The organism is Nocardia sp. NPDC058519, from assembly GCF_042719755.1.
Lineage (GTDB): Bacteria > Actinomycetota > Actinomycetes > Mycobacteriales > Mycobacteriaceae > Nocardia.
On sequence record NZ_JBHXNK010000020.1, the window covers coordinates 57,831 to 83,875 of the forward strand.

Annotated in this window: 24 protein-coding genes and 1 riboswitch; of the genes, 11 read left to right on the plus strand and 13 right to left on the minus strand. The window is 67.5% G+C overall.

Annotated elements, in window-relative coordinates; translation table 11 throughout:
* Nucleotides 1-7: 7 nt before the first annotated feature.
* Nucleotides 8-235: a hypothetical protein gene (locus ACFWPK_RS21845; protein WP_378918509.1), complete on the minus strand. Its 228-nt coding sequence runs from the start codon at nt 233-235 to the stop codon at nt 8-10.
* Between the two features lie 214 nt (nt 236-449).
* On the opposite strand from ACFWPK_RS21845, the gene ACFWPK_RS21850 reads away from it, so the two are divergent.
* Nucleotides 450-1,637 (plus strand): serine hydrolase domain-containing protein, encoded by a 1,188-nt coding sequence (locus ACFWPK_RS21850; protein WP_378918511.1) that lies wholly within the window; start codon nt 450-452, stop codon nt 1,635-1,637.
* Nucleotides 1,638-1,652: 15 nt separating this feature from the next.
* Here ACFWPK_RS21850 and ACFWPK_RS21855 read toward each other — a convergent pair whose 3' ends face one another.
* The 5 genes from ACFWPK_RS21855 to ACFWPK_RS21875 all read right to left on the minus strand — a co-directional run bounded on the left by ACFWPK_RS21855 (nt 1,653) and on the right by ACFWPK_RS21875 (nt 6,729).
* Nucleotides 1,653-2,312 carry a response regulator gene (locus ACFWPK_RS21855; RefSeq protein ID WP_378918513.1) on the minus strand — a complete coding sequence of 220 codons (660 nt, stop codon included), beginning with the start codon at nt 2,310-2,312 and terminating at the stop codon, nt 1,653-1,655.
* The gene (locus ACFWPK_RS21860) at nt 2,300-3,550 is read right to left on the minus strand and encodes a sensor histidine kinase (RefSeq protein ID WP_378918515.1); all 1,251 of its coding nucleotides are present in this window, start codon (nt 3,548-3,550) and stop codon (nt 2,300-2,302) included. The genes ACFWPK_RS21855 and ACFWPK_RS21860 overlap by 13 nt, the downstream gene beginning before the upstream one ends.
* A 7-nt stretch (nt 3,551-3,557) precedes the next feature.
* Complete coding sequence (locus tag ACFWPK_RS21865) at nt 3,558-5,330, minus strand: MDR family MFS transporter (protein ID WP_378918517.1); 1,773 nt, start codon at nt 5,328-5,330, stop codon at nt 3,558-3,560.
* The gene (locus tag ACFWPK_RS21870) at nt 5,327-5,821 is read right to left on the minus strand and encodes a MarR family winged helix-turn-helix transcriptional regulator (protein WP_378918519.1); all 495 of its coding nucleotides are present in this window, start codon (nt 5,819-5,821) and stop codon (nt 5,327-5,329) included. Before ACFWPK_RS21870 ends, ACFWPK_RS21865 begins: the two co-directional genes overlap by 4 nt.
* An 86-nt stretch (nt 5,822-5,907) precedes the next feature.
* Nucleotides 5,908-6,729 (minus strand): crotonase/enoyl-CoA hydratase family protein, encoded by an 822-nt coding sequence (locus tag ACFWPK_RS21875; protein ID WP_378918521.1) that lies wholly within the window; start codon nt 6,727-6,729, stop codon nt 5,908-5,910.
* A gap of 233 nt (nt 6,730-6,962) precedes the next feature.
* On the opposite strand from ACFWPK_RS21875, the gene ACFWPK_RS21880 reads away from it, so the two are divergent.
* A complete protein-coding gene (locus tag ACFWPK_RS21880; protein WP_378918523.1) occupies nt 6,963-7,439 on the plus strand; it encodes a YbaK/EbsC family protein in 477 nt (158 codons plus the stop codon).
* Nucleotides 7,440-7,441: 2 nt separating this feature from the next.
* On the opposite strand, the gene ACFWPK_RS21885 is transcribed toward ACFWPK_RS21880, so the two are convergent.
* A complete protein-coding gene (locus ACFWPK_RS21885; protein ID WP_378918525.1) occupies nt 7,442-8,584 on the minus strand; it encodes a Fic family protein in 1,143 nt (380 codons plus the stop codon).
* A 196-nt stretch (nt 8,585-8,780) separates the two neighbouring features.
* On the opposite strand from ACFWPK_RS21885, the gene ACFWPK_RS21890 reads away from it, so the two are divergent.
* Both ACFWPK_RS21890 and ACFWPK_RS21895 read left to right on the plus strand, forming a co-directional pair.
* Complete coding sequence (locus tag ACFWPK_RS21890; protein WP_378918647.1) at nt 8,781-9,248, plus strand: flavin reductase family protein; 468 nt, start codon at nt 8,781-8,783, stop codon at nt 9,246-9,248.
* A gap of 53 nt (nt 9,249-9,301) precedes the next feature.
* On the plus strand, nt 9,302-9,937 hold the full coding sequence (locus tag ACFWPK_RS21895) for a Uma2 family endonuclease (protein WP_378918527.1): 636 nt from the start codon (nt 9,302-9,304) through the stop codon (nt 9,935-9,937).
* A 98-nt stretch (nt 9,938-10,035) separates the two neighbouring features.
* Here ACFWPK_RS21895 and ACFWPK_RS21900 read toward each other — a convergent pair whose 3' ends face one another.
* Both ACFWPK_RS21900 and ACFWPK_RS21905 read right to left on the minus strand, forming a co-directional pair.
* Nucleotides 10,036-10,272 (minus strand): hypothetical protein, encoded by a 237-nt coding sequence (locus ACFWPK_RS21900; protein ID WP_378918529.1) that lies wholly within the window; start codon nt 10,270-10,272, stop codon nt 10,036-10,038.
* A gap of 16 nt (nt 10,273-10,288) precedes the next feature.
* Nucleotides 10,289-11,605 carry an aminotransferase class V-fold PLP-dependent enzyme gene (locus tag ACFWPK_RS21905; protein WP_378918531.1) on the minus strand — a complete coding sequence of 439 codons (1,317 nt, stop codon included), beginning with the start codon at nt 11,603-11,605 and terminating at the stop codon, nt 10,289-10,291.
* Between the two features lie 42 nt (nt 11,606-11,647).
* Nucleotides 11,648-11,762: riboswitch (SAM riboswitch) on the minus strand.
* A 270-nt stretch (nt 11,763-12,032) separates the two neighbouring features.
* Between ACFWPK_RS21905 and ACFWPK_RS21910 the strand changes: the two genes are divergently transcribed.
* From ACFWPK_RS21910 to ACFWPK_RS21935, 6 genes are all read left to right on the plus strand, one after another.
* The gene (locus tag ACFWPK_RS21910) at nt 12,033-13,163 is read left to right on the plus strand and encodes an AAA family ATPase (protein WP_378918533.1); all 1,131 of its coding nucleotides are present in this window, start codon (nt 12,033-12,035) and stop codon (nt 13,161-13,163) included.
* 23 nt (nt 13,164-13,186) lie between these two features.
* A complete protein-coding gene (locus ACFWPK_RS21915) occupies nt 13,187-15,382 on the plus strand; it encodes a S8 family peptidase (protein WP_378918535.1) in 2,196 nt (731 codons plus the stop codon).
* Complete coding sequence (locus tag ACFWPK_RS21920; protein WP_378918537.1) at nt 15,375-16,613, plus strand: hypothetical protein; 1,239 nt, start codon at nt 15,375-15,377, stop codon at nt 16,611-16,613. The genes ACFWPK_RS21915 and ACFWPK_RS21920 overlap by 8 nt, the downstream gene beginning before the upstream one ends.
* A gap of 111 nt (nt 16,614-16,724) precedes the next feature.
* Nucleotides 16,725-17,159: a MarR family winged helix-turn-helix transcriptional regulator gene (locus tag ACFWPK_RS21925; protein WP_378918539.1), complete on the plus strand. Its 435-nt coding sequence runs from the start codon at nt 16,725-16,727 to the stop codon at nt 17,157-17,159.
* 156 nt (nt 17,160-17,315) lie between these two features.
* Nucleotides 17,316-21,227: a Pls/PosA family non-ribosomal peptide synthetase gene (locus tag ACFWPK_RS21930; protein WP_378918541.1), complete on the plus strand. Its 3,912-nt coding sequence runs from the start codon at nt 17,316-17,318 to the stop codon at nt 21,225-21,227.
* Nucleotides 21,227-22,582 (plus strand): M1 family metallopeptidase, encoded by a 1,356-nt coding sequence (locus ACFWPK_RS21935; protein WP_378918543.1) that lies wholly within the window; start codon nt 21,227-21,229, stop codon nt 22,580-22,582. The genes ACFWPK_RS21930 and ACFWPK_RS21935 overlap by 1 nt, the downstream gene beginning before the upstream one ends.
* Here the strand turns inward: ACFWPK_RS21935 and ACFWPK_RS21940 are convergent.
* Both ACFWPK_RS21940 and ACFWPK_RS21945 read right to left on the minus strand, forming a co-directional pair.
* Nucleotides 22,567-22,752, minus strand: coding sequence for a hypothetical protein (locus ACFWPK_RS21940; protein ID WP_378918545.1), 186 nt, complete (start codon nt 22,750-22,752; stop codon nt 22,567-22,569). The two genes, ACFWPK_RS21935 and ACFWPK_RS21940, sit on opposite strands and share 16 nt — an antisense overlap.
* Before the next feature lie 38 nt (nt 22,753-22,790).
* Nucleotides 22,791-23,255 (minus strand): DUF2752 domain-containing protein, encoded by a 465-nt coding sequence (locus ACFWPK_RS21945; RefSeq protein WP_378918547.1) that lies wholly within the window; start codon nt 23,253-23,255, stop codon nt 22,791-22,793.
* A gap of 226 nt (nt 23,256-23,481) precedes the next feature.
* Between ACFWPK_RS21945 and ACFWPK_RS21950 the strand changes: the two genes are divergently transcribed.
* Nucleotides 23,482-24,570: an alpha/beta fold hydrolase gene (locus ACFWPK_RS21950; protein WP_378918549.1), complete on the plus strand. Its 1,089-nt coding sequence runs from the start codon at nt 23,482-23,484 to the stop codon at nt 24,568-24,570.
* A gap of 96 nt (nt 24,571-24,666) precedes the next feature.
* Here the strand turns inward: ACFWPK_RS21950 and ACFWPK_RS21955 are convergent, their stop codons facing one another.
* Complete coding sequence (locus ACFWPK_RS21955; RefSeq protein ID WP_378918551.1) at nt 24,667-25,401, minus strand: alpha/beta fold hydrolase; 735 nt, start codon at nt 25,399-25,401, stop codon at nt 24,667-24,669.
* Nucleotides 25,395-26,039, minus strand: a complete 645-nt coding sequence (locus tag ACFWPK_RS21960; protein WP_378918553.1) for an alpha/beta hydrolase family protein — start codon at nt 26,037-26,039, stop codon at nt 25,395-25,397. Before ACFWPK_RS21960 ends, ACFWPK_RS21955 begins: the two co-directional genes overlap by 7 nt.
* Nucleotides 26,040-26,045: the final 6 nt, after the last annotated feature.

Genomic DNA, 26,045 nt, shown 5'->3' on the forward strand with positions numbered 1-26,045 from the left:
GTTTTTGTCAGTACCAGATGTAGAGGTCCCAGCCGTCCCAGGTCTCCGTGCACTCCCAGTAGTACCCACCGGTGTACGGATCCTCCCCGGCCGCGCGGCACTGGTAGAGCTCGTAGTACGTGCCGTAATACGTGCCGTACGGCGCCGCGGCGGCACTGCCCGCACCGACCGCCGACACCCCGGCGACGGTCGCGACGGCCAGCGCAGCGGCGGCGATAGTGGATTTGATGCGCATGCTGTTTCTCCTGATGCGTGCAGTTTCGACTTCTCGAAGTTGTTTCGACCTCTCGAAGTTATTGCGGCGCAGGGGTTTGAACAGCCACCCCTAGGGGTAGGTTCGCGCTCCCCTTGGTCGCTTCACCTACCCCACCCCTGGTAGTGCTGACACCACCTTCGATTCGGGTGCGCGCGGCATAGGCACCGCAGCCGCCCGTTCCTAGGCTCGAATCATGCAGACCGACAACACTTTTTCGAGCAAGTCACTGCGCGCCTTCGCGGCCGGAACCGGATTGCTCGCACTGTTGGCCGTCACGGCGTGCGGCCCCGGGAACAGCGCCACCGCCGCGCAACCCGATCGGCCCGAGATCCGGCAGGCGCTCGAAGCGGTGGTGCAGGCGGGATTCCCCGGTGCCCAGGCCGTGATCACCACCGCGGCCGGTGAACGGATCATTACCGCCGGGGTCGGTGATATCGACACCGGCGCACCGATACCCGACAACGGGCACGTCCGAATCGGCAGCAATACCAAGAGTTTCGTCGCGACCGTGGTCCTGCAATTGGTCGCCGAGGGCAAGGTCGAGCTCGATGCTCCCGTCGAGCGGTACCTGCCCGGAGTCGTGCAGGGCAGCGGCAACGACGGCAACCGCATCACCGTGCGGCAACTACTCCAGCACACCAGCGGCCTACCGGACTACGTGGCCGGTGGCGATCCCAGCCTGCGCGCCGACCCCGGCACGCAGCAGATCGAACCCGATCCGGAACTCATCCGCCTGCGCCACTATTCGCCCGCCGAACTGGTCCGCATCGCGATGACGATGCCGCCGCGACACGAACCCGGCGCCCGCTCGGTCTACACCAACACCAACTACATCCTGCTCGGCATGCTGATCGATCAGGTCACCGGCCGCCCGGCCGCCACCGAGATCACCACCAGGATCATCGAACCACTCGGCTTGCGCGATACCTACTTCCCCGCTTCCGGCGACATCGGCATGCGTGCGCCACACCCGCGCGGGTACCAGGAAATCGATGGTGCCCGTGTCGATTTCACCGAGTTCGACCCTTCATGGGGCGATACCGCGGGCGCGATGATCGCCACCGGCTCGGACCTGAACCGCTTCTTCATCGCCTTACTGGAAGGAAAGCTGCTGCCCGCCGCCCAACTCGAACAGATGCGCCAGACAGTGCCCTTCGACCGAATGCCCTCGGCTGGTTACGGTTTGGGCCTCGTCGAGCAGACCACCTCGTGCGGCAAGAAGACCGTCGCCCACGGCGGCAGCATCCCCGGTTTCGACACCCGTACCGGTGTCACCGCCGACGGCGTCGCGGTGACCATCACCGTGAACGAGCTGCCGACCAGCGAGGACAAGGCGAAGGTTGTCGAGCGGGCCTTCGACACCGTCGTGTGTGCGTCGTGAGACCGACCTGATCTATCAGGACGGTCCGGGCCGCGAGTCCAGGTATGCCAGTACGGCGAGGACCCGGCGGTGCCCCGATTCGTCGGCGGCGAGCCCGAGCTTGGCGAAAATACTGCGAATGTGTTTGAGCACAGCGCCTTCGGTGACGACAAGGCGTGCCGCGATGGCGGAGTTGTCCTGTCCTTCGGCCATCAGCGCGAGCACTTCGCGTTCGCGGGCGGTCAGCGTGGACAGCGGATCGTCGACCTTGCGGCGCACCAGCAGTTGTGCGATCACTTCCGGGTCCATCGCGGTGCCACCGGCGGCGACGCGGTGCAGGGATTCGAGAAACCGGTCGACCTTGCCGACCCGTTCCTTGAGCAGGTACCCGACGCCACCGCGACCGTCGCCGAGCAGTTCGGAGGCGTAACTGTCCTCCACGTAGGAGGACAGGACGAGCACCGGCAGCCCCGGGTGGACGGTCCTGGCGCGCACCGCGGCGCGCAGGCCGTCGTCGGTGAAGGTGGGCGGGAGCCGCACGTCGACCACCACCACGTCGGGCCGGTCGGCGGTGACGACGGCGAGGAAGTCGTCGGCATTGTCGACGGCGGCGACCACGTCGATCCCGGCCGTCTTCAACAGCAGGGCGAGGCCTTCCCGCAGGAGGGCGTCGTCCTCGGCGATTACGACCCGCACGGCAACTCCACCCGCACCACAGTAGGCCCACCGGCGGGGCTGCTCAGCGTCATCTGCCCGTCGAGCGCCTCGGCCCTGCGCCGGGTGCCAGCGAGACCGCCGCCATCGGTCACCCGCGCTCCACCCACGCCGTCGTCGCGGATCTCGACGGTGAGCAGATCGGGCGCCCCGCCCAGTTCGATCGACAGCGATTCGGCGCCGGAGTGTTTGGTCGCGTTGGCGATGGCCTCGGCGATCACGAAATAGGCGGCGGCCTCCACCGCCATCGGCCGCCGGGTGATGCCGTTCGTCTCGAGCACACACGGGATCGGACTGCGCGCGGCCAGCGCGGAAACGGCGCTGTTCAGGCCCCGATCCGAGAGCACCGGCGGGTAGACACTTCGCACCACATCGCGCAGTTCGGCCAGGGCCGCCGAAGCCGTGTCCTGTGCGGTGCGCACCATCCGGTCGGCGGCATCGCGATCACGGTCGCGCAATTGCTCGGCGAGCCCGAGTTGCATGATCACCGCCGCGATTCTGGCTTGGGCACCATCGTGCAGATCGCGTTCGATGCGGCGCAGTTCGGCACCGTGGGCGTCCAGCGCGGCGGCCCTGGTCGCGGTCAGTTCGACAACCCGATCGGCCAGCAGCGCGTTCTCGTCCGGTGCGAGCAACGCCTGCGCCAGCCGGGCCTGCGCGTTCGCCGCCTCAGGCGCACGCAACGCGAGTGCGCCGTAGACGATGCCGACCACCGCGCTCACCACGGCGGCGGTCCACGAATCGATCACGATGCCGCTGCTCGACACAGTGCCGTCGGCCACCGCACCCCAGTAGCCGGCAACGGCGAGATGCTGCACCGCGCTCAGCGGCAGCGCCACCGCCAGCGCGGCCAGTGGCAATCCGATGATCGCGTGCAGTACCAGCCAGGCGAGATCGCGCCGATTCGCCGGATCGGCGGCCAGCGTCGCGAGCTGATGACGCAGGTCGCCGGTCAACGGCTGATAGGCGGGCACGATCGACGTACCGAGCCGTTTGCCCGCCCTGCGCCGCTCGAGTCCCAGCAGCGGCCGGATCAATTTGACCGCCTCCGGCAGGGCGGGAATCCCGATCCCGATCAGGCTCACCGCCGCGACGATCGCCAGTGCGACCACCGCGAACAACGACGCGATCCCGGTCAGCCCGCCGATCCCCAGATAGCCGACAGCGGCGGGCAGACGACGTAACCGCCGCCGGACCCCGCCGCTGCCGAATCGACTCACCTGATGATCATGCCGGTGGCGCGCCCGACCCCGGGCGAGCACCCACATCCGCGCCACGCCGATCGTCTGCGAGAACACTGGACTGCGCGGCGGTGTCGACCAGCGCACCAACCCCTTCGGCGGCCTTGGCATCGCCGTCGGCCTGGATCCCGCCCGACATGCGCAGCGGGACTTCCTTCCAGAACAGCACCAGCAGCAGTGCGATCAGCGCGACGCCCGCCGCGACGAGGAACACCGTCGACATCGACTCGGCGAAGCCCACCTGGAAGGGCTTGGCCAGGTCGGGGTCGAGCTGCTGGATGATCGAGCTGTCCTGCAGCACCTTGCCCGCCGCCGAAGTGTCGTGTGCGAGCAGACCCTTGGCGAGCGCGGCATCGGCCGGATTGCTGCTCTGCGCACCCTCGATCACGGCCTGCTGGTAAGTGGGGTCCGCGGCCGACCGCTGCATTTCAGCGGTGATGTTCGGGGTGAGCAGCGAGAACAGGATCGACAGGAACACCGCCGCGCCGAGGGTGCCGCCGATCTGGCGGAAGAAGGTCGCCGACGCGGTGGACACACCCATGTCCTTGGGCGGCAACGCGTTCTGCAACGCCAAGGTCAGCGGCTGCATGAGATTGCCGAGGCCGAAGCCGGTGACCGCCATGAACGCCATCGCCAGCCACAGCGGGCTGTCGGCGCCGAGCAGATGCAGCAGGAACAACCCGAGCGTCAGCATGATCGCGCCGATCACCGGGAAGGCCCGGTAGCGGCCGGTTTTCGAGATCAGCCGACCCGAGAGGATCGAACCGGTCATCAGCCCGAGCACCATCGGAAGCATCTGCAGGCCAGCCTCGGTCGGCCCGGCACCGCGCACTACCTGCAGGTACTGCGGCAGCAGCAGCATGCCGCCGAACATCGCCGCACCGACGACGAACGAGATCACCACACCGAGTGCGAACGTCACGTTGCTGAAGATCCGCAGCGGGATCAACGCGGCGTCGCCCATGAACTTCTCCACCGCGACGAACCCGATCAGGCCGAGCGCGCCGATCGCGTAACAGATCACCGAATACGTACTGCTCCAGCCCCATTCGCGACCCTGTTCGGCCACGATCAGCAGCGGAACCAGTCCGATCGCGAGCACCATCGCGCCCGCGAAGTCGATGCGATGGGTGGCGTGTGGCTTACGCGGCAGGTTCAGTACCCGGGTCACCACCACCAGCGCGAGCAGCCCCAGCGGCACGTTCACCAGGAACACCCAGCGCCAGCCGGTGATGCCGAAGATGGTTTCCTGCCCGGCCAGCAGACCGCCGAGTACCGGCCCGAGCACGCTCGAAATGCCGAACACCGCAAGGAAATAGCCCTGGTAGCGAGCACGCTCACGGGGTCCGATGATGTCGCCCATGATGGCCAGCGCCAGCGACATCAGCCCGCCCGCGCCCAGGCCCTGGAACGCCCGGAACGCGGCCAGCTGATACATCGACGTGGCCAGTGTGCACAGCAGCGAACCGACGATGAACAGCCCGATCGCGGTCAGGAAGAACGGCTTTCGGCCGAACATGTCCGAGAGTTTGCCGTAGAGCGGCGTACTGATCGTGGCGGTGATCAGGTAGGCCGTGGTTGCCCAGGCCTGCAGCGAATAGCCGTCGAGGTCGTCGGCGATGGTGCGGATGGAGGTCGACACGATCGTCTGATCGAGTGAGGCCAGCAGCATGCCGAGCATCAGCCCGGACAGGATGGTCAGGATTTGGCGATGGGTGAAGCCGGCCGGCGATTCCACCGGGGCCGCGGTTGTCGTCACGAAACGTTCTCCGTAGTGCTCAGTGCGGGCGGCTGGGTCAGCAGGACCGGGCGGGCCGCGTCGTAGTCGTCGACGAACCGCGTCAGCAGCCCGGCGAAGAGCGCGCGATCGTCGGGCGACCAGTTCTCGGTGATGATGGCGACGGAGTTCCGGCGCCGTGACCGGATCCGATCGGCGGTCTCGCGCCCGTGGTCGGTCACCTCGAGCACCGTTGCTCGCCCGTCGTCGGGGTCGGCGGCGCGTACCACCAGGCCGCGCTCCACCAGCTGCGCGACCTGCCTGCTCACCGTCGACGCGTCCGAATTCACCGCCTCGGCGAGCGCACCCGAGCGCATCGGTCCGTCACACACCAGCCGGAACAGCACGACGAACCCCGCCGGGTCGATCCCCGAGCGGTCCTTGATCTGGGCCATCGCCCGATCGCGAAGCCGGTGCAGTCGCACGAGCTGGATCGCGATCGCGTCGATCGAGGGCTCACTCTCACTCAACACTTTTACCTTTACTTGCATCAATCAATTAGTTGTGTGATGCAAGTATGTAGGCAGAACGGTCGCCGGGGCAACCGTTTGAACTGCCTTTACTCGCCCTTGAACTCCGGCGCGCGCTTCTGGAACACCGCCGAAATCGCCTCGGGAAGGTCCTTCGACGGCAGGAACGCCGCGTTCCACGTCGACACATAACGCAGGCCGTCGGCCACCGCCGGGCTGGTCCGCTGCTCGAGCACGTCCTTGATGCCCTGTACCACCAGCGGGGGGTTGTCCGCGATCTCGCGGGCCATCGCGTGCGCGGCGGCCAGCACGGCCTCCTGATCGGCGAACACCTCGTTCACCAGACCCATCCGCTCGGCGCGCACCGCGTCGATGTCCTTGGCGGTGAAGGCCAGCTCACGCAGATTGCCCTCGCCGATGATGCCGGGCAGCCGCTGCAGCGAACCGATATCGGCGACGATCGCCACCTTCGCCTCGCGCAGGCTGAACTTGGCATCGGCACTGGCCAGCCGAATATCGGCGGCCGCGATCAGGTCGAGCCCACCGCCGATGCACCAACCGGACACCGCCGCGATCACAGGCTTGGTGCACTCGGCCAGCGCCGTCACCGAGGCCTGCATCCGGCGGACCTCCTTGAGGAACTCCGTGCGCGGCCCCGCCTTCGCGTCGTCGGCCAGCACCGGCGCCAGCATTCCCGCGGTCGCGGCCAGGTCGAGACCGAACGAGAAGTGCTTGCCCGCCCCTGTGAGGACCACGGCCCGCACCTGCGGGTCCGCGTCGAGCTCGGCGAAGACTTCCGGCAGCTCGCGCCAGAAATCGGGTCCCATCGCATTGCCCTTACCCGGCCCGGTCAGCGTGACCTGGGCAACGTTGTCGGCGATCTCGACGGTAAAGGCTTTCCATTCACTCATGCCCTGATTATTGCCACCGTGCCAACTCACTCAACCCCGCACCCCCGACCTCGAGGAGGGGCGCCGCGCAGCGGCGGTTCGCGGCCGTCCCGTCGATCAGGCGCCGTTGCGTAGGCGACGAAGAAGCAAGCAACGGTGCCTGATCGACTCCGACCGGCGGGGCCGCGAACTCGAGTTCGCCAGAACTCCAAGTAACACAGCATATTTCCCGCAATCGACCTACTCTGGATGACATGCGCAGGTCGTCATTGCCGCCGGTCGCATGCCGGGTCGCGGAAACTCTCATCGCCCGCGGGCACCACGGCGTCATCGTCTGCCCCGAGACGCCGACCCCCACCGCGGCCGATGCCGCCCGCGCCATGGGCGCCCAACCCACGGCGATCCTCACCGCCCAGGTCTTCCTCCTCGACAACGACCCCGTCCTGCTCCTGGTAGCCGACCACCACCACGTCGACCTGGCCCGCACCGGCAAACGCCTCGACGGCACCCTCACCCCAGCCCCCACCGCCCTGGCCGAACGCATCACCGGCCAACCCATCGACGGCACAGCCCCCCTCGGCCACCCCACCAACCTCCCCACCTGGGTAGACACCGCCCTGGCCGCCCACCCCGAAGTCTGGGCAGCCGGAGGTCACCCGAACACGGTGTTCCGCACCAACTTCCGCGAACTCGTCCGCATCACCGCAGGCCTACCTATCGAGATCGACTGAGGCTATGCGTGCTCGGCATAGGGGTAGACCAATGGCGCTGGGGTACGGGCGGTCTCGAGTACACCATCCGGAAACCGGGGACCTGCCGCGTAGTACCTAGCACGAGTGCGACCCACTGGAACAAGCACCTCACGGCGCACCATCTCACGGAGGTCGCGTTGTGCCTGTTGCGTATTGAGCCCTTCCGCCTGCTCGTACCGGGTCCGGCGCACACGGCCCGACATGGCCACATCGTGCAGCGCTGACACGATGCGTTCATCGGAACCCGTCGCGCTCAAGTAGTCCGATGCCCCGTCCCACACACGCCGCGAACGCTCGACTCGCGCGTGCACGGTCTGCGCCTGCTGGTGATAAGCAGTCAGACTGAAGCGGATCCATTCGGAGACATCCTGGTCAGGCCGGTACACACTCCCCCGCCTGCCGAGCACCTGGTAGTACTCCCAGGTATTGCCCGGGCGCCCGAGCCACGCTTCGATCGAGGAGAACTCGGGTGCGATCACACCTTCACGCGCGATCATCAGCGTCTGCAGCGATCGCGACATCCGGCCGTTGCCATCGGCCCAGGGATGAATCGACACCAGATGCAGGTGCGCCATCGCGGCTGCCACCAGCGGATGCGCCGCCGAGGACGCGTTCAGCCAATCGACGAGCTCTCGCATGAGCCGAGGAACCAGCTCGACATCAGGCGCCGTGTAGGCGGCGATGCTCGGGTCGCGGGCATCGGTGACGTAGACCGGGCCTCGGCGCCACTGACCCGCGGGCTTGCGCGGTGAGTGCCGATGCCCTTGCAACATCCAGTGCAGGGAATTGAGAAAACCCGCGCTGTACTCGAAGTCGTCGACGTCGTGAAGCGTCTGGATATAGGTCATCATCCGTGCATACGCCGAGGTCTCAGCACGGTTCTCGTCCGAGACCTCCACATCACGCTCGCCGGCGAGGAGGTCCTCCACATCAACCGTCGAGACCTTGAATCCCTCGATCGAGTTCGATGCCGACACCGCGTCGGCGGTCAAGAACTTCCGCAGCCCGCCCACCCAGACCGTCGGAACACTCTGCAGTTCATACCGCAGGGACTCGCGCATCCTTTCGACCTCGGCGAGCACCGCTTCGTCGGCCGACGACAGCTTCGGTGTAGGAAACAGCATCCTCCAATGATGTATTGACGCAATCATTACGTCAATACATGCTGCGGGTGAGTTGGATCAAACGGACACAGTGGGCGTGAGAACACACGCCGGGCGGGCGTAAGTTGGGGCGGTGGGCGATGTGCAACCTTCTGAGACCGGACTGGTGATTCCCGATGATCTGAGCGGGATCACGGCTGAGCAGTATCGGGCTTCGATGCGCCACTATCCGGCGGGCGTCACAGTGGTGACGCTCGGGGCGGAGAGCGGGCCGGTGGGGTTCACCGCCACGTCGTTCGCCTCGCTGTCATTGGAACCACCGCTGGTGTCGTTCAACATCGCGCACACGTCGTCGAGCATCTACGCCCTGCGCGCCGCGGACTCGGTGGTGATCCATTTCCTGGGCGAACACCAGCAACACCTGGCCCACCGCTTCTCCCGCACCGCCGCCGACCGCTTCACCGACCGCTCCCTCTGGACCACCCTCGACACCGGCGAACCGGTCCTGCACGGCACCCCCATCTGGCTCCGAACCACCCTCCACAAACTCATCGACCTGGGCGACCACACCCTCGCGGTAGGCCTGGTAACCCGAGTCCACGACCAAACCGAAGAATCCCCCTCAGCAGCCCCATTGCTGTACTACAACGGCAAATACCACCGCCCCACCCCACTCGACACCTGATCCGATCGTCTACGTCAGCCGATGGATGGCCTGCTACAGCTAGTGTTGGTCCGGTGAGCGAGGCATACGACTGGTCGTGGTTGCGCGCCGGTGTCCCGGGCATCGACCTGGACACATACTTGGCGATGCCGGAAGACCTCTCTCGGGTGATCGAGGTCAAAGACGGCCTACTGGTGCACTGCGACTCACCCTCGCCGAATCACATCGCCATAGCCGACGTGATCAAACAGTCCTTGCGGGAAGCGATCCGGAAACGCGGCACTGGGCAACCTTGTCTGAAGGCCGGCGGCGAACTGGACATGCTGGTCTCCGAGGTTCCGTTCAACTTCCGGCGCCCCGACGCCATCGTGTATCGCTGCGTCGAAGACCCCCGCGACAAGTGGAAAACCAAACCGACAGCAGGCGACACGCTTCTGGTCGTCGAAGTGGTATCACCGGCGACGGTTACCGCCGATTGTGTGGATAAACGAGCGGAATACGCACGCCTTGGTATCGAGCAGTACTGGATCGTCCGGATGGAGAACAACGACGGCCGCGTGAAGTCCATCGAGATCCTCCGCCTCAATACCGCAGGCGCCTACATCTCCACCGAAACCCGTTTCCGCTCCCACAACCCCACCGCGATCGCGATCACCGATCCGCTCGATGTCACCATCACCTGGGACGCCCTCGACGCTGACCTCGACTGAGACCTGACGTCCCTCGCGCCTGATCGGAAGCCCTTCTCCATAAGCGAGTTTCGTGTGACCGGCATCTTTTCGAGCCGGGAGCGATAGCCGGGATCGCCTCAGCTCGCGCCGGATTCGATTCGGTACTGCTCCACCACGTCCTCGTATGCTTCCCGAGCTTCCGCGGCCAAGTCCTCCCCCGCCGCGATGCTGACGCTCCACGGGATCGGACAGGGAGGAGTGTGGTCCGGGTCGGGGCACAGCAGTCGCTCGATCTGATCGATGACGGCACGTGCCTCGGACTCGGAAGCGATTACGCCTAGGCGAATCTCCCACAGCTGTTTCTCAACCGACATCGTTCAAAGCTACTGTTCAGCCGATCAGGCAGGGGGCCGCGCCTTCGGGGGAAGAGGCGGTGAGGGGGCGGGTTTCGGGGGTGGGGTTCCAGTGGCCGTCGGTGGCGGCGTAGGTCCAGGTGGGGCCGGTGGTGACCAAGGTGGAGACCGCTTCGATCAGGCGGTCTACGTCGGCGGCGGTGGTGCCGAGGCCGATGCTGGCTCGGAGGGCGGCGTCGAGGCCGAGGCTGGTGAGCAGCGGGTGGGCGCAGAAGCGGCCGTCGCGGACGCCGATGGCGTGTTCGGCGGAGAGGTAGGCGGCGACCTTGCCGGGGGCGTAGTCGGCGACGGTGAAGGCGACGATGCCGACACAGTCGGGGCTGTCGGACCAGATGCTGACCAGGTCGACGCCGGGAATCGCGGACAAACCGTCGCGGAGACGGTCGGCCAGAAAGCGTTCGTGGGCAACGAGTTCGGTGGGGTCGATCGCGGCGAGCGCGTCGCAGGCAGCGGCGATAGCAGCCGCGCCGAGCACATTCGGTGAACCTGCCTCGTGCCGCTGCGGCGCGCAAGCCCATTCGACCTCCGACACACCGACATTGCGCACCGCACCGCCGCCTGCCAGGTACGGCTCACCCTGGTCGAGCCAGTCCCGCCGACCGACGAGCACGCCCGAACCGAACGGCGCGTACAGCTTGTGCCCGGAGAACGCGAGGTAGTCGATCCCGCTCTCGCGCAGGGAGATCCGCCGGTGCGGCGCCAGCTGTGCGGCATCGACGAGGATGCGCGCACCACACAGGTGGGCGATGGTCGCGAGGCGTTCCAGCGGCAGCACCTCACCGGTGACATTGGATGCCCCGGTCACCGCGAGCAGCGCGGCGGGCTTGCTGCACAGCTCGGCGACGACCCGCTGAATCGTCTCCTCGACGGTGTCGGCGGCCCGCACGACCCGGCGACCGTGCTCGGTCCACGGCAGGAAGTTGGCGTGGTGCTCGATATCGAGGACCACCGTCTCCCCCGGCACGCACCCGGCCAGCAGGTTCAGCGAATCGGTGGTGTTGCGGGTGAATACGACGACCTGGTCGTCGTCGGCGTCGAGGAACCGGGCGACCGCGCCACGGGAGGCCTCGTAGCACTCGGTCGAGATCCGCGAGGCGTAGCCCGCACCCCGATGCACGCTGGCGTAGAACGGCAGCAACTGCGAAATCCGGTCGGTGACCTGCTTCAACGCCGGCGCACTGGCCGCGTAGTCGAAGTTGGCGTAGGAGCTGGTGCCGCCTTGAACGAGCGGAACCTGCAGGTCGGCACCGGAAACGGCGGCGATGGCACAGGTGGGGTCGATTACAGCAGTCATGACGAAATCCCGTCGGCTCAGGGACCCGCTCCAGAAGAGGTGAGTCCGCGCTTGCCGCGCCCAATTCGGACGTCGGCCTGGTCGTCACCCGGAGCACCCCACCGCGGAGGAGGGTTGCCGACCAGCAAGCCGGGGCTGAACGCTGGTACTCGTGACCTGCAACGAGAGTGACAGACGACCGCGGGAGCTGTCAACCACCCCACGCCGGGAAGGCACGCCCGAAGCGAAGGGAATCGCCGAAGAGGGGGCATCGCGGAACTAGCATCCGACGAAGGGAATTGCTGCGCTGAGGGCTCGGCAGATCAATGTGGCGCTGCGGGTGGGGTCCGATGTCAAACCGGTACACAAGGGGTGAACTTTGCCCGTGATGGACGCCGTACGATCGAGTGAAGCGAAAATAGTCCACGCATATGATCGGAAGAAGACCATGTCACACGCCTTGAGCTCCACTTCGGCGGACGTGAGCGCCGATCTACCCGACGAATTCGTCCACCTGGCCAGGTTGGCGCTCGCCGGGCGTGAACAGGATGTCGCGATGTTCGTGCGCCGCGCCGCGCGGCGACACCGGCATGCGAGTCCCGAGCTGGCCGACGCGCTGATCTCACTGCTGCGGCAGAACCCGACGCGCGCCAATCCCCTACGCGCGGAGGTGGATACGCCGATTCCGGTCGACGGCGACAGCCGACTGCCCCTGGTGCGCGTGATCCCGCCCGGTTCCACCGCCGAAGTGCCGATCCTGGCCGCAGAAACCTACGCCGTGCTCACCCAGATCGTCGACGAGCGCAAGCAGGCCGACCGGCTGGCCGCCGCCGATCTCACCCCGGCCCGCAGCTTGCTGTTCGTGGGTCCGCCCGGTGTCGGCAAGACCATGGCCGCGGCGTGGCTGGCACATCAGCTGTCGCTGCCGCTGGTGGTCCTGGACTTGGCGACCATCATGAGCAGCCTGCTCGGCAAGACCGGCACCAACCTGCGCCACGCCATCGACTACGCCAAACAGCGCCCGTGCGTCCTGTTGCTCGACGAGCTCGACGCCATCGCCAAACGTCGCGACGACGACCGCGACGTGGGCGAGCTGAAGCGACTGGTCACCGTGCTGCTCCAGCAGATCGACGACTGGCCGACCGGCGGGGGCCTGGTCATCGGCGCGACCAACCATGCCGACCTGCTGGATCCGGCCGTGTGGCGGCGCTTCGATGTGAGCGTGGAATTCGCGCTGCCCGAGGCCGAGCAACGCTGCGAGGCGATTCGCCGGTTCGCCGGGCAACCCCTGCCCGACGGCGCGGTGGACGCGGTCGCGCTCGCGTCGAAGGGCTTGTCGTTCAACGACATCGAGCGCACGATGCTGCGATTGCGCAGGCGTTGCGTGCTCGAGGACCAGCTACTGCCCGGCCTGATGGCCGAGCACTCCGCACGACTAGTAGCTGAACTTCCCAAAACGGATCGGTTACGGCTGGCACAGACGCTGACGGGCGTGTCAGGCTTGTCTCAGCGCCAGATCAGCGCGCTCACGGGGGTGTCGCGCGACACCATCCGTGGCTTCACGCATCGACGGGAATAACGTGGCAGCTGGGGGGATTTCGGGTGGCCGGACCGCGATTTCTGATCGGCTTCGGTGAGCGGCTGACCGCGCCCATCTCTCCCAGCAGATCCGGCGGCGCGCCGCAGCCGCCGTACACGGTGGCGCAGGCGCGGGCCCGACTCGCGCCGATGCTGAGCGCGGCCACCTCGAGTGCCGACGCATTGCCCAAGACGGCCTGCCCGGAGGACGAGACGGTCACCGCGGTCACCCTGCATCCGCAGTATCTGTCCAAAAGCGGTTATCCCACAAGGCTTCTCACGTCGATGCAGCTCGATCCGCTCGGCAGCAGGCCGGTGGCGATCGCACCGGAGCACGGTAAGCCACGGGCGAGCACCCTGCTGTTCCTGGCTACGACCCGCGTCAACCTACAGCTGCTCACCGCGCGGATCAGCGCCGACGCACCGCTGGGCGGCGCCGAGAACGGCATCGTCAGCCTGGCGGAGTTCCGCCTCAACAACCCCCATGACCGGCTGAGACTCGCCGCGGCCCCGGACAATTCGGAGACGGTCGCCGAATTGGTCCTGCACTCCGATCGCGACATCGCCCTGCAGGGTCTGCTCGACTTCTCCCGCGACCTCGATCTCGACGTGGCGATCGACCGCAGGCTCGACAACGGCGGCCTCGCCTTCGTCCCCGTCACCGGAACCCACGCCGCCATCGCCGCGCTCGCCGACTACTCGTTCACCAGGGTGATCCGCCGCATGCCGCGCATGCGCACCCAGCTCGGCCGCGACACCGCCACCAGAACAAGGACTTCCACCTTCCGCCCGATCCTGCCCACAGCCGAACCCACCGACCGGGAACTCACCATCGCGGTGTTCGACGGCGGCATCCCCGCCGAAACCCCACTGACCCGCTGGGTCGACGCCCACACCTTCGCCGACAGCGCCGCACCCCACCGCAACTACCTCGACCACGGCCACCGGGTCACCTCCGCCCTGCTGTTCGGCAGCGTCGACCCGGTCCAGCCGGTCCCGGTCCCCTACGGCTACATCGACCACTACCAGGTCCTCGACGAGGACACCGACGACGACCAGTGCGAGCTGTACTCGGCCATCGAGCGCATCGATACCGTGCTGCGCCAGCGCAAGTACGAGTTCGTCAATGTCAGCATCGGCCCCGAACTCCCCATCGAGGACGACGAAGTGCACGCCTGGACCGCGTTCTGGGACGACTACCTCAGCGACGGCACCACGCTGGCCACCATCGCCGTCGGCAACAACGGCGAAGCCGACAAGCCCAGTGGCAATGCGCGCGTGCAGGTTCCGGCCGACAGCGTCAACGCGCTCGCGATCGGTTCTTCGGATCGGGTCGGCGCCCTTTGGAACCGCGCGCCGTACTCCGCGATCGGCCCCGGCCGCTCCCCCGGCACGGTGAAACCCGATCTACTCGCCTTCGGCGGCAGCGATCACGAGCCGTTCCACGTGGTCGGCCCCGACGGCACCGCCGTTCCCGACTCCGGCACGAGCTTCGCCGCACCGATGGCTTTGCGCGCCGCACTGGGCGCTCGCACCCTGTTCGGCCCGAAGCTCGGTGCGCTCGATCTGAAAGCCCTGCTCGTCCACACCGCCGAAAGGCGCACCAGCTCACCGGATTCCGATTCCGGACACGGTCGCATCGCCGCTACCCTGGCCGACATGGTCCTCTGCGGCGACGGCGAAGCGCGGGTCCTCTACCAGGGCGAACTCACCCCGGCGAAGTATCTGCGCGCCCAGATCCCGCTGCCCGCGGCACTACCCGCCGGCATGGTCAGAATTCGCGCCACCCTCGTCTATGCCACCCAGGTCGACCCCGCCGACCCCGGCAGCTACACCCGCAGCGGACTCGACGTCACCTTCCGCCCGCACGACGAGAAATTCGCCGAACCGACCAGAATCCACCCCGATTCGGCCCCGTTCTTCCGCGCGACCGAGCTCGACCCCGAGGCCGTGCTGCGCCGCGACTCCCGCAAATGGGACACCGTCCTGCATGCCGAGCGCAGCAAGCGCGTCAACAGCCTGCGCAACCCCGTCTTCGACATCCACCACAACGCGAGGGAATCGGGCCACCCCACCGCGACCGCGCAGCCGATCCGCTACTCGATGGTGATCACCGTGCGCCACGCCAAGGTCGACGACCTGTACGAGCGGGTGCTCAGCGCGTATGTCACGCAGCTGGAGGCATTGCGCCCGACGATCGAGATCCCGCTCGATGTCTGAGTTCCCGGCCGAGATCTTCGTCGACCCGATCGCGGCGCGGCGGCTGAGCTGTCAGAGCGTGTACCGGCTGCAACATCTGGGCGCGCGGCTGTTTCCGTGGCAGGAGGAGACGTTCACCGAGATCCTGCTCGGCCACCTCACCGGCGTCGACTACCGCATCGACGCGCCGTGCCCCGATTGCGCGCCGCCGCGGCGGTGCACGTCGTGGGGCTCGGCGACGCAGGTGAGCGGCGCGGGCGGGCTGCGGCTGCTGACCAGGCCGGAGGAAGGTGGCAACCGGGCTCGCGGCAGGCGCGGGGTCGGCGCGGATTTCATCTACAGCGTGCAGGAACCGTCCGGTGCCGGTGAGGTGCGGTTGCTCATCCAGGCCAAGCGAGCCAGGCGCGGCGAGCCGATCAAAGCGGCGGCCCTACCCGCCGCGCAACGGTCCGATCTCCGTGACGCCGCAACACATTTCGGCGCGACCGCGTACTACCTGTTCTATGCCGAGTCCGAGTCGGCTCACGTCGGCCACCTCACCCGCTGCGCCGAGCACACCAGCCCCTCGGATACCTCGATCGTGGTGGTTCCCGCGCAGGTACTCACGCGCGCGTTCGACGAGGAGAAACTGGGTTCGATCACGGCGGACCGCGTTTTCGCGCTGGGCCGCACCCTGCTGTGCCTGGACGGCTGCGCCCCCGCGCCCGGCCTGTCTGCCTTCGACCGCGCACTCGGCTTCGTCCGCGAGGACAACCCCGACTACCTGCCGGTCGACCCCGCCACGAGACTGCCCGGTACGCCCGCCGTCACCGTCATCGGCACACGCGCCAAACCATCGCGCCGACCGCCGTCGCGCCGGGTGACCCGTGCGGGTCAGCAGGTCGGCGACGGCGAGATCCTGTGGGTCGATCTGAGCGCGGCAGACCGCTGGGCAGAATCCGTAGATCCGAGCTGGTACCCGGACATCGGCGCCGAACGCTTGCGCGAACGCACCAGCAAGTACTGGCGGCTCGCACTGCACCGGGCCGTGGCGGTGCGGTACGTGGCGGCCTGGGCCGATGGCGAGGTGCGCGCGATCTACCGGGTGCTCGACGATTCGCTGGTCATCCATCACGACCACGGTGGCAAGGTTTCGTTCGACCTCGCCGAGCTCGACCCCGAATCGAACGCTCACGCCCAGGTCGTGCGCCGAACCCAGGCCTACCTCGCGGCACGTAATCGCCGCGCCCGCAACGTCGTCGGATATCCCTGACAATAATTGCCCCGAGTTGCCTGCTCACACCCATTTCTCAACCATCTGGGCACCCCATGATGGAGTACCTAAATGATTGGGTTTCTCCACTATTTGCTAGAGTTCCCTCTCATGTCCACGAACACGAACTCCGTCCGCGGCCTGCCGCGCTACCCGGTGTACGCGCTCGGACGGCTCACCAAGGCGCTGCACGCCGAGATCGACGTTCCGTTGCGCGATCACTGGGTGCTCACCTTCATCTCCGAAAACGCCGACCTGACGCAGAAGAAAGTGGGCGACGCGCTCGGCATCGACCGCAGTGAAGTCGTCCGCCTGATCGATGCGCTGGAACGCGCCGACCTGGTCGAACGCACCCGCGACGGCAAGGATCGCCGCAAGTACCGGCTGCGGATCACCGAGGCCGGGCGCAAGCAGTGCAAACGCACCGACAAGCTGATCGCCGAGGCCACCGCGCGGGTGCTGGGACGCCTCGACGAAGACGAACAACGGACGCTGCACCGGCTGGCCGTCACCGCTCTCGGTGAATTGCCGGAATCGCCGTCGTGAACAGCGCCGACGGCACGCCCCGCGCTGCCGTCCGGCAACACCCGCACCGAGTACCGTTGGCATCTGGTGACCATCCTGTTTGCCCCCCGGTAACCCGCTCATGAAACAACAGATACCACCGATGGGGGTCAACCGATGAGAGGTGGACTGAGCACGATGCTCGAGCCACACACTGCGGTACCGGCGGTCCTGCGCGACCCACTGCTGCGCGCGGACCTCGCCGCGCCGCCGCGCACCCTGGTCGACATCCTGACCAGCACCGCCCTCGCACATCCCGACGCACCGGCGATCGACGACGGCATTGTCGTGCTCAGCTATATGGAACTGATCGCCGCGATCGAGGCCAGGATGGCCGAGCTCACCGACGCGGGCGTGCGACCGGGCGACCGGGTCGGCGTGCGGATGCCGTCGGGCTCCGCCGCGCTGTACGTGACGATTCTGGCCGTGCTCTACTGCGGCGCCGCCTACGTACCCGTCGATGCCGACGACCCGGAGGAGCGAGCCAAGCTCGTCTTCGGCGAGGCCAGGGTGAGCGCGATCGCCACCGGCGACGGCATCGAGTCGGCCACCACCGCCGCGGGCGACCACGACTGGAACACCCTGCCCACCCCCGCCGACGACGCGTGGATCATCTTCACCTCCGGCTCCACCGGCACCCCCAAAGGTGTTGCGGTAACCCATCGCAATGCCGCCGCCTTCGTCGACGCCGAGGCCCGCCTGTTCCTGCAGCGCGCCCCGATCGGCCCCGGCGACCGTGTGCTGGCCGGGCTGTCGGTGGCCTTCGACGCCTCCTGCGAGGAGATGTGGCTGGCCTGGCGCAACGGCGCCTGCCTGGTCCCCGCCCCGCGCGACCTGGTGCGCACCGGCGCCGATCTCGGCCCGTGGCTGATGCGCCGCGAGATCAGCATCGTGTCCACGGTGCCGACACTGGCCGCGACCTGGCCCGCCGAAGCACTGGAATCGGTGCGGCTGCTGATCTTCGGCGGCGAAGCTGTGCCCCCGGAGCTGGCCGAACGGCTGGCCGGTGCCGACCGCGAAGTGTGGAACACCTACGGCCCCACCGAGGCAACTGTCGTCGCCTGCGCCGCGCTGCTCACCGGCGAGATGCCCGTTCGTATCGGCCTTCCCCTCGACGGCTGGGATCTGACCGTCGTCGACCCGCAGGGCAACCCGGTGGCCGAAGGCGAGACCGGCGAGCTCGTGATCGGTGGTGTCGGCCTGGCCCGCTACCTCGATCCCGCCAAGGACGCCGAGAAGTACGCACCGCTGCCCTCGCTCGGTTGGGAACGCGCGTATCGCAGTGGCGACCTGGTGCGCAACGACTACCAGGGCCTGATCTTCCTCGGTCGCGCCGACGACCAGATCAAGATCGGCGGCCGCCGCATCGAACTCGGCGAGCTCGACAACGCGCTTCAGCACCTGCCCGGTGTCAGCGGTGCGGCCGCCGCGATCCGGACCACCAAGGCGGGCAACAAGATTCTCGTCGGCTATCTCACCGGCGCCGGTCCCGACTTCGACGTGAAGAAGGCCAGAGAGATTCTGGCCGAACAACTTCCGGCGCCCCTGGTACCGCGTCTGGCGATCGTCGCCGATCTGCCGACCCGCACCTCCGGCAAGGTCGACCGCGACGCACTGCCGTGGCCGCTGCCGAGCACCGACGAATCAGCCGAGACCGGCCTGTCGGGTACGGCGGCCTGGGTGGCGAGCCTGTGGGACGCGATCCTCGGCGCCGAAGCCACCGATCTCGATGCGGAATTCTTCGATCTGGGCGGCGGTTCGCTGTCGGCGGCGCAGCTCGTGGGCGCGTTGCGTGAGCGGTACCCGCACGTCACCGTCGCCGATCTCTACGACCACCCGCGCCTCGGTTCGCTGGTCGAACTCCTGGACGGCAGCGCGCCGGTGGCGGCCGTGGACGTGCGTGTCGTGAAGCCGACACCGTTGCGCGCGCAGATCACCCAGGTGCTCGCCACGATTCCGTTGACCACCCTCACCGGATTGCAGTGGGTCACCTGGCTGACCGTCGTGTCCGGCATCGCAGGCTGGTCGGGTTCGCTGCCGTGGTTGCCGCGCCTGTCGTGGTGGTGGATCCTGCTGGCCTTCGTGCTGTTCATCTCGCCGATCGGCCGGATGACGATCTGTGTGGCCGGTGCCCGAATCCTGCTCGCCGGGTTGCGTCCCGGTTCCTACCCCCGTGGCTCGTCGGTGCATTTGAGGCTGTGGGCAGCCGTACGTCTCTCCGAAGCCAGTGGTGCCGAAAGTCTTTCCGGCGCACCGCTGATGGTTCCGTTCGCGCGGGCGCTGGGCGCCAAGATCGGCAAGGGTGTCGACCTGCACAGCCTGCCCCCGGTCACCGGCATGCTCGAGCTCGGCGACGGCGCCAGCGTCGAACCCGAAGTGGACCTGTCCGGCTACTGGGTCGACGGCGACATCGTGCACATCGGCGGCATCACCATCGGTGACGGCGCGGTGATCGGCGCCCGCTCGATCCTGCTGCCCGGCACCAAGATCGGCAAGAAGGCCGAGATCGCCCCTGGTTCGGCCGTATCGGGCAAGGTCAAGGGCGAACAGGAATGGGCGGGCTCGCCTGCCACCAAGACCGGTAAGGCACCGCGCCGCTGGCCCGACCACTCCCCCGAACGGGCCAGGCACTGGCTGATCGTCTTCGGCCTGTCGTCGATGGTGCTGGCCGCGATGCCCGTGTTCGGCCTCGCCGTCGGTGGCACGTTCATCGCCTGGTGGGTCCGCGAGGAGACCACCATCGGCGCCGCCGCCCTGCGCGGTTTCGCCATCCTGCCGCTCGCCACACTGCTCAGTCTCGGCGCGTACGCCGTGGCCACCGTGCTCGCGGTGCGCCTGCTCAGCATCGGTTTGCGCGAGGGCTACCACCCCGTGCGCAGCCGGACCGGCTGGCAGGTGTGGGCCACCGAACGCCTGCTCGACTCCGCGCGCACCTTCCTGTTCCCGCTCTACGCCAGCCTGCTCACCCCGGTCTGGCTGCGGTTGCTCGGCGCGAAGATCGGCAAGAACGTCGAGGCGTCGACCGTGCTGATGCTGCCCAAGTTCACCGTGATCTCCGACGGCGCGTTCCTGGCCGACGACACCATGATCGGCAGCTACGAACTCGGCGGCGGCTGGCTGCGCATCGGCGAATCCAAGGTCGGCAAGCGCGCCTTCCTCGGCAATTCTGGCATGACCGCACCCGGCCGTCGCGTGCCGAAGAACGGCCTGGTGGCCGTGCTCTCTGCCGCGCCGAACAAGGCCAAGGCGGGCTCGTCCTGGCTGGGTAGCCCGCCGGTGCGGCTGCGTCGCGCGACCGAATCCAGCGACACCTCACGCACGTTCGATCCGCCGCTGCGGTTGAAGCTGGCCCGCGCCTTCGTGGAGACCTGCCGGTTGATCCCGGTGATGGTGACCTTCGCCATCGGCCTCGGCGTGCTGCTCGTGCTCGCGCTGATCGCCCAGCACACCGATTACCTGGTCGCCGCACTCGTCTCCGGGCTGGTGCTGATGGCCGCGGGCGCGTTCGCCGGTGCCATCGCCGTGGCCGCCAAGTGGTTGATAGTCGGGCGAATTCACGCCGTCGAGTACCCGCTGTGGAGCTCGTTCGTGTGGCGCAACGAGGTCTCCGACGCGTTCGTCGAGACCGTCGCGGCACCGTGGTTCGCGCGGGCCGCCACGGGTACTCCGGTGATGAATCTGTGGCTGCGCGGACTCGGTGCCAAGATCGGCCGCGGGGTATGGTGCGAGTCCTATTGGCTACCGGAGGCGGACCTGGTGACACTCGGTGACGGCGCGACCGTGGAGCGCGGCTGCGTGGTGCAAACGCACCTGTTCCACGACCGCATCATGTCCATGGACACAGTGACACTCGACGCCGGCGCCACCCTCGGCCCGCACTGCGTCGCCCTGCCCGCCGCCCACATCGGGGCGGGCGCCACCATCGGACCGGCGTCACTCGTGATGCGCGGTGACGTGGTCCCGCCGTCGACTCGCTGGTGGGGAAACCCCATCTCGCACTGGACCGATCCCGCCTCGACGCGGGAGTCGAGGCAGCGCGGAGCCGCCTGATGCGGAGCAAGTTCTACGAGGATCCGATCGATACGTACCTGCCGCAGAACGGCAATCGCGGCTACCGCGTGTCCCGCTACGAGCTGGAGCTGAGCTACAAACCGGCCAGCAACCGGCTCGCCGGGCGCGCGGTGGTCATCGCGGTCACCACTGGGGTGCGGCCGTGGTTCACCCTCGACATGTCCCAGGGGCTGACGGTGTCGAAGGTGCTCGTCAGCGGGTTGAAGGCGGCGAAATTCGTCCATCAGCAGGGCAAGCTCGCGGTCACGCCGCAGCAGAAGATCCCCGCCGGTGGCGTCCTCGAGATCACCGTCCATTACGCGGGCACCCCCAAACCGGTGCGCGGTCTGTGGGGCGAGGTCGGCTGGGAGGAGCTCACCGAGGGCGCGCTGGTCGCGAGCCAGCCCAACGGTGCGGCCTCCTGGTTCCCGTGCGACGACCACCCGAGTTCCAAGGCGACCTACCGGATTTCGATCACCACCGACAGCCCGTTCTATGCCGTGGCGAACGGCACCCTGGTCGGCAAGCAAGCCAAGGCCAGCCAGACGACCTGGGTGTACGAGATGGCCGAGCCGATGGCGAGCTATCTGGCGACGATCCAGATCGGCAACTACCGCAAGTACCGGGTCGGGGCCGTCGGCGAACCGGTGCCGATGCACGCTGTCGTCCCGCCGCGGTTGCGGGTGAACTTCGACCACGATTTCGCCCGGCAGCCCGAGATGATGGCGCTGTTCACCGAGAAGTTCGGGCCGTACCCGTTCGACGATTACACCGTGGTCGTCACCGATGACGATCTCGACATCCCGATCGAGGCGCAGGGCATGTCGATCTTCGGCGCCAACCACTGCGATGGCAAGCGCGGCGCGGAACGTCTTGTCGCACACGAACTGGCGCACCAGTGGTACGGCAACAGCCTCACCCTGAAGCAGTGGCGCGATATCTGGCTGCACGAAGGCTTCGCCTGTTACGCGGAGTGGATCTGGTCGGAAGCCTCCGGTGGGCCGACCGCCGATCAGCTGGCTCGCGCCGCGCGCGCGAACCTGGCGCGTCAGCCGCAGGACATCATCGTCGGCGATCCCGGACCCAAGGACATGTTCGACGACCGGGTCTACAAGCGCGGGGCGCTCACGCTGCACGCGCTGCGGCTGGAACTGCGCGATCACCTGTTCTTCGAACTGATCAGGGAGTGGACCGCGCGGTTCCGGCACTCCTCTGTTACCACCGAGGAGTTCGTCGACCTGGCCGGTCATTACAGCGTGGCGCCGATGCGTGGGCTGTTCGCGATCTGGCTCGGAACCAAGCCGCTGCCGCAGCTACCGCCGCTGGGCGGACAAGCCCATCAGAACACCAGGTAGCGCTGGGCCAGTTCCTCGATCAGTGGATCGTCGTCGGACACCATCTCCAGTGCCTCGAGGTCGGCGGCCACCGAGATGGCGCGGGCGTCGTCCTGCTCGGGATCGGGGCCGTCTTCGTTGAGCTGACGCAACAACTTCTGCCGGACTCGGTCCTTCAATGAATCGCCCATCTCTCCAGACTGCCTGCCGATCATCGCGCGCACCAGCATCAGACGGGGGTGAGCCAGGTGCCCCACGGCGTATTGCGCAGGACGGTATAGACGGCGAGCAGGCCGAAGAAGGACCACACGATCGCCGGGCTGAGGCCGGGCAGGCGCCACCGTTGTCCGCGGCGGGCGCGCACGATCCAGTCGGTGACGAAGACCGCGAACGCGATGGTCAGCGGCACGGCGAGCAGATTGCTGTGCAGCGAGTCGATGATGTTGCCATCGGTGAGGTTGTGCATCGCGCGCATGCCGCCGCAGCCGGGGCAGTACACCCCGAACAGCGCGTAGACCGGGCACAGGCCGTAGGAACCCTCGACGTGCGGGTCACGGAAATGCAGCAGGGCCAGCGTGCCGATGCCGAGACCGGCGGTGATCAGCGGTGGTGTCATCCGCTGCCAGGTCGAGCGCGCCGCACCCTGGTTCGGGTCCGCGCCGGAAAACTCGGCCGTGACGTGCGTTTTGTCCACTCCCCTACGGTAGCCGCGGCCGAACGCCGCCGCCAGCACACGCCTGCCGCGACCGATGCGTGATCGTGCTCTTCGGGCGTAATTTTTCGTCGATTTTCGGCGATTTCACAATGTCAGCACGGTCGGCGACCCAGTTCACAACAACTGGGACACTCCGACCCGCTAACACTAGCTAGCACCCCTGCTTGCACTGTACGGTGGCCTACGACACAAAGGAGTGCCGACAATGCTTGCGAAGTCGATGATGACGCTCGCGGCAGCGCGATCCATGGTCTCTCACCTCGAGACCGGCGCACTGACCGCACAGTTCCGTGCCGGGCTGCGAACCCGCAGTTTCGCAACCGCGAAACTCAACGCCCCCACCGCCGAGCACCGGGTCGTCCCGGTGACCACCGCGGACGGCGCGCAGCTCCGGGTCCACGTCTACGGTCCCGATACCGCCCCCACACTGGTCCTCATCCATGGCTGGGCCTGCAGTATCGAATACTGGAACCCGCAGATCACCGCCTTCGCCGGCGAGTACCGCGTGGTCAGCTACGACCAGCGCGGCCACGGCGAATCCACCCTCGGCACCGCCGCCCCCAGCGAACACACCCTGGCCGACGACCTGTCCGCTGTCCTCGACGCGACACTGCGTGAGGACGAGAAGGCCGTCCTGGCCGGGCACAGCATGGGCGGGCTCACCATCCAGGCCTGGGCCAAGCATCACCCCGAGCAGGTGTCGCGGCGCGCGTCCGCCGTGCTGCTCGCCAACACCGCCAATGCCGCGATCCGCTGGGAAACCGACATGCTGCCGCTGCTGAACAAGCAGCTCACCGTCGCGCAGTACCCGGTCACCCTGCTCGGCGCGCCGGTGCGGATGCCGCAGCCGGTGAGCGAGTCGCTGCTGTTCGCCCCGCTGCCGATCCCCGGCGGCTGGTTCACCGCGCAGGTTCTCCGCAGTCGCATTCTCACCCCCGAGGCCACCGCCGACGAGGTCGACTTCGCGATGGGCATCATCCGCTCCTGCCGTCCGGTCGCACGTGGCCGCCACGCCGCCGCGATGGCCGACATGGATCTGTCGGCAGGCACCGCCAACCTGAATGTGCCGACCACCGTGATCGCAGGCGCCAGGGACCGGCTGCTCCCGCAGCGCCTTTCGCGCCCGATCGTCGACACCCTGCGCCGCACCGGTTATCTGGCCGATTTCCATGTGCTGCCGCACGGCCACCTCAGCAATGTCGAAGACACCGACGCCTTCGACGCCGTTCTGCACCAGATCCTGCGTAACTCCATGAACTCTCGGGCCACCCGCCGCAACGTCGCCGCCCGCTGACCCCGAGTCAGTTCTCCTGAGACCGGTCAACGGCGATCGGCTCAGGAGTAACCGCGAAGAAGGCCCTCGACCTCGTCGGGGGCCTTTCTCGTCGATTCAGGGGAGCAACAAGCCCCAATACAGTGCCCAGAACACGAAACCTGTTCCGCCGCAGACCAAGAGAGTCCATCGAGTCCGAGCACCTACGCTCGCACCGGCCAGCGTGTGACGTGCGCGAGCGAGCACGAAACCGAGCGCCACCACGGCGCCGAGGGCGATGAGTTGCAGCGCCAGCCACGGCAGGGTGCGGCCGAACAGCAAGGGGCCGAAGGAGGTTGCGCGGGTGGTGAGGATGTAGCCGAGCTGGACGACTGTGCCCACGATGCCGACCGCTGTCGCGCACAACAGCACTCGCGCGGGCAGCCGATCCGGCAGTCGCCAGGATTTGACCATCCCGGTGAACGCGTAGCCGCCCAGTGCCAGGATCATGCCGAACAGCAGAGTCAGCTGCACCGCGGTCGATTCCCACCAGGCGGCGGGAGCGAGCGCCTGCACAGAATGCCATTGTTCCGCTGGCCGATCCGTTGTCGGAGGTGTCGCGGAGCCGGGAAGTCCGTTGACCCAATCGCCCATGAGCTCGCCGTACCCCGGTGACAAGCCGGGAAGTTTGTCGAAGCCGTCGGTGGTCGGCTGTCCGGCGTGCTGGGCGTTCGGGAGAGTGCGCAGCGTGTAGTTGGTTTTTCCGACCTGCTCGAAGACGGTCTGGAAGCCGCGCAGGCTGTCACCGGGTGGGGTGAGGCGGTCCTGGTCACCCCAGATCGCGAGGACCGGCTGCGTGATCCGGTTCAGCACCGGGACGGGTCGTAGTCGGCCTGTGCGAACTGACCGGCGGCGACCAGCTGACGAATACCGTTGCGGGCCAATATATCGACCATCGAACCACGCACGCCCGCCGTGCCGAATCGAGTCTCGTTCGCCCAGGTCTGTTGCGTGGCGGGCGCGGCCGAATTCGCACCGATCGTGATCAAGAAGGCGGCATCGGCGGATCGCGACGCGGCGAGGGGCGCGACCCATCCGCCCTCCGACAGTCCCCACAGACCCACTCGCGCCGGGTCGACCTCGGGCCGGTTCCGCAGGGCGGCAAGGCCTGCCAGCGCGTCGTCGGCCAGCAGCGAATAGTCACGGTGCGAAGGCGTGTATCCCTCGGTTCGCTTGTCGTAGCGCAACGCGACGATGCCCGCGCGGGCGAACGCCTCGGCGACGTAGTCGTAGTGCTCGCCGCTGCCGTTGCCGGATCCGTGGACGAGCACGACGCCCGGCCTGCCGGTCGCGCTCGCCGGTGCGTGCACTGTGCCGGTTGTGGTCGTGCCGTCCGTGCGGGTGAAGGCGATGTCGGCGGTCGTGGTGTGCTGCGCGTGCGCCGCCGGAAATCCGGCGACGGCGGCGATCATGATGGTGAGCAGGATGATTCGTCGAAAGATCGAGAGCACGCCAAG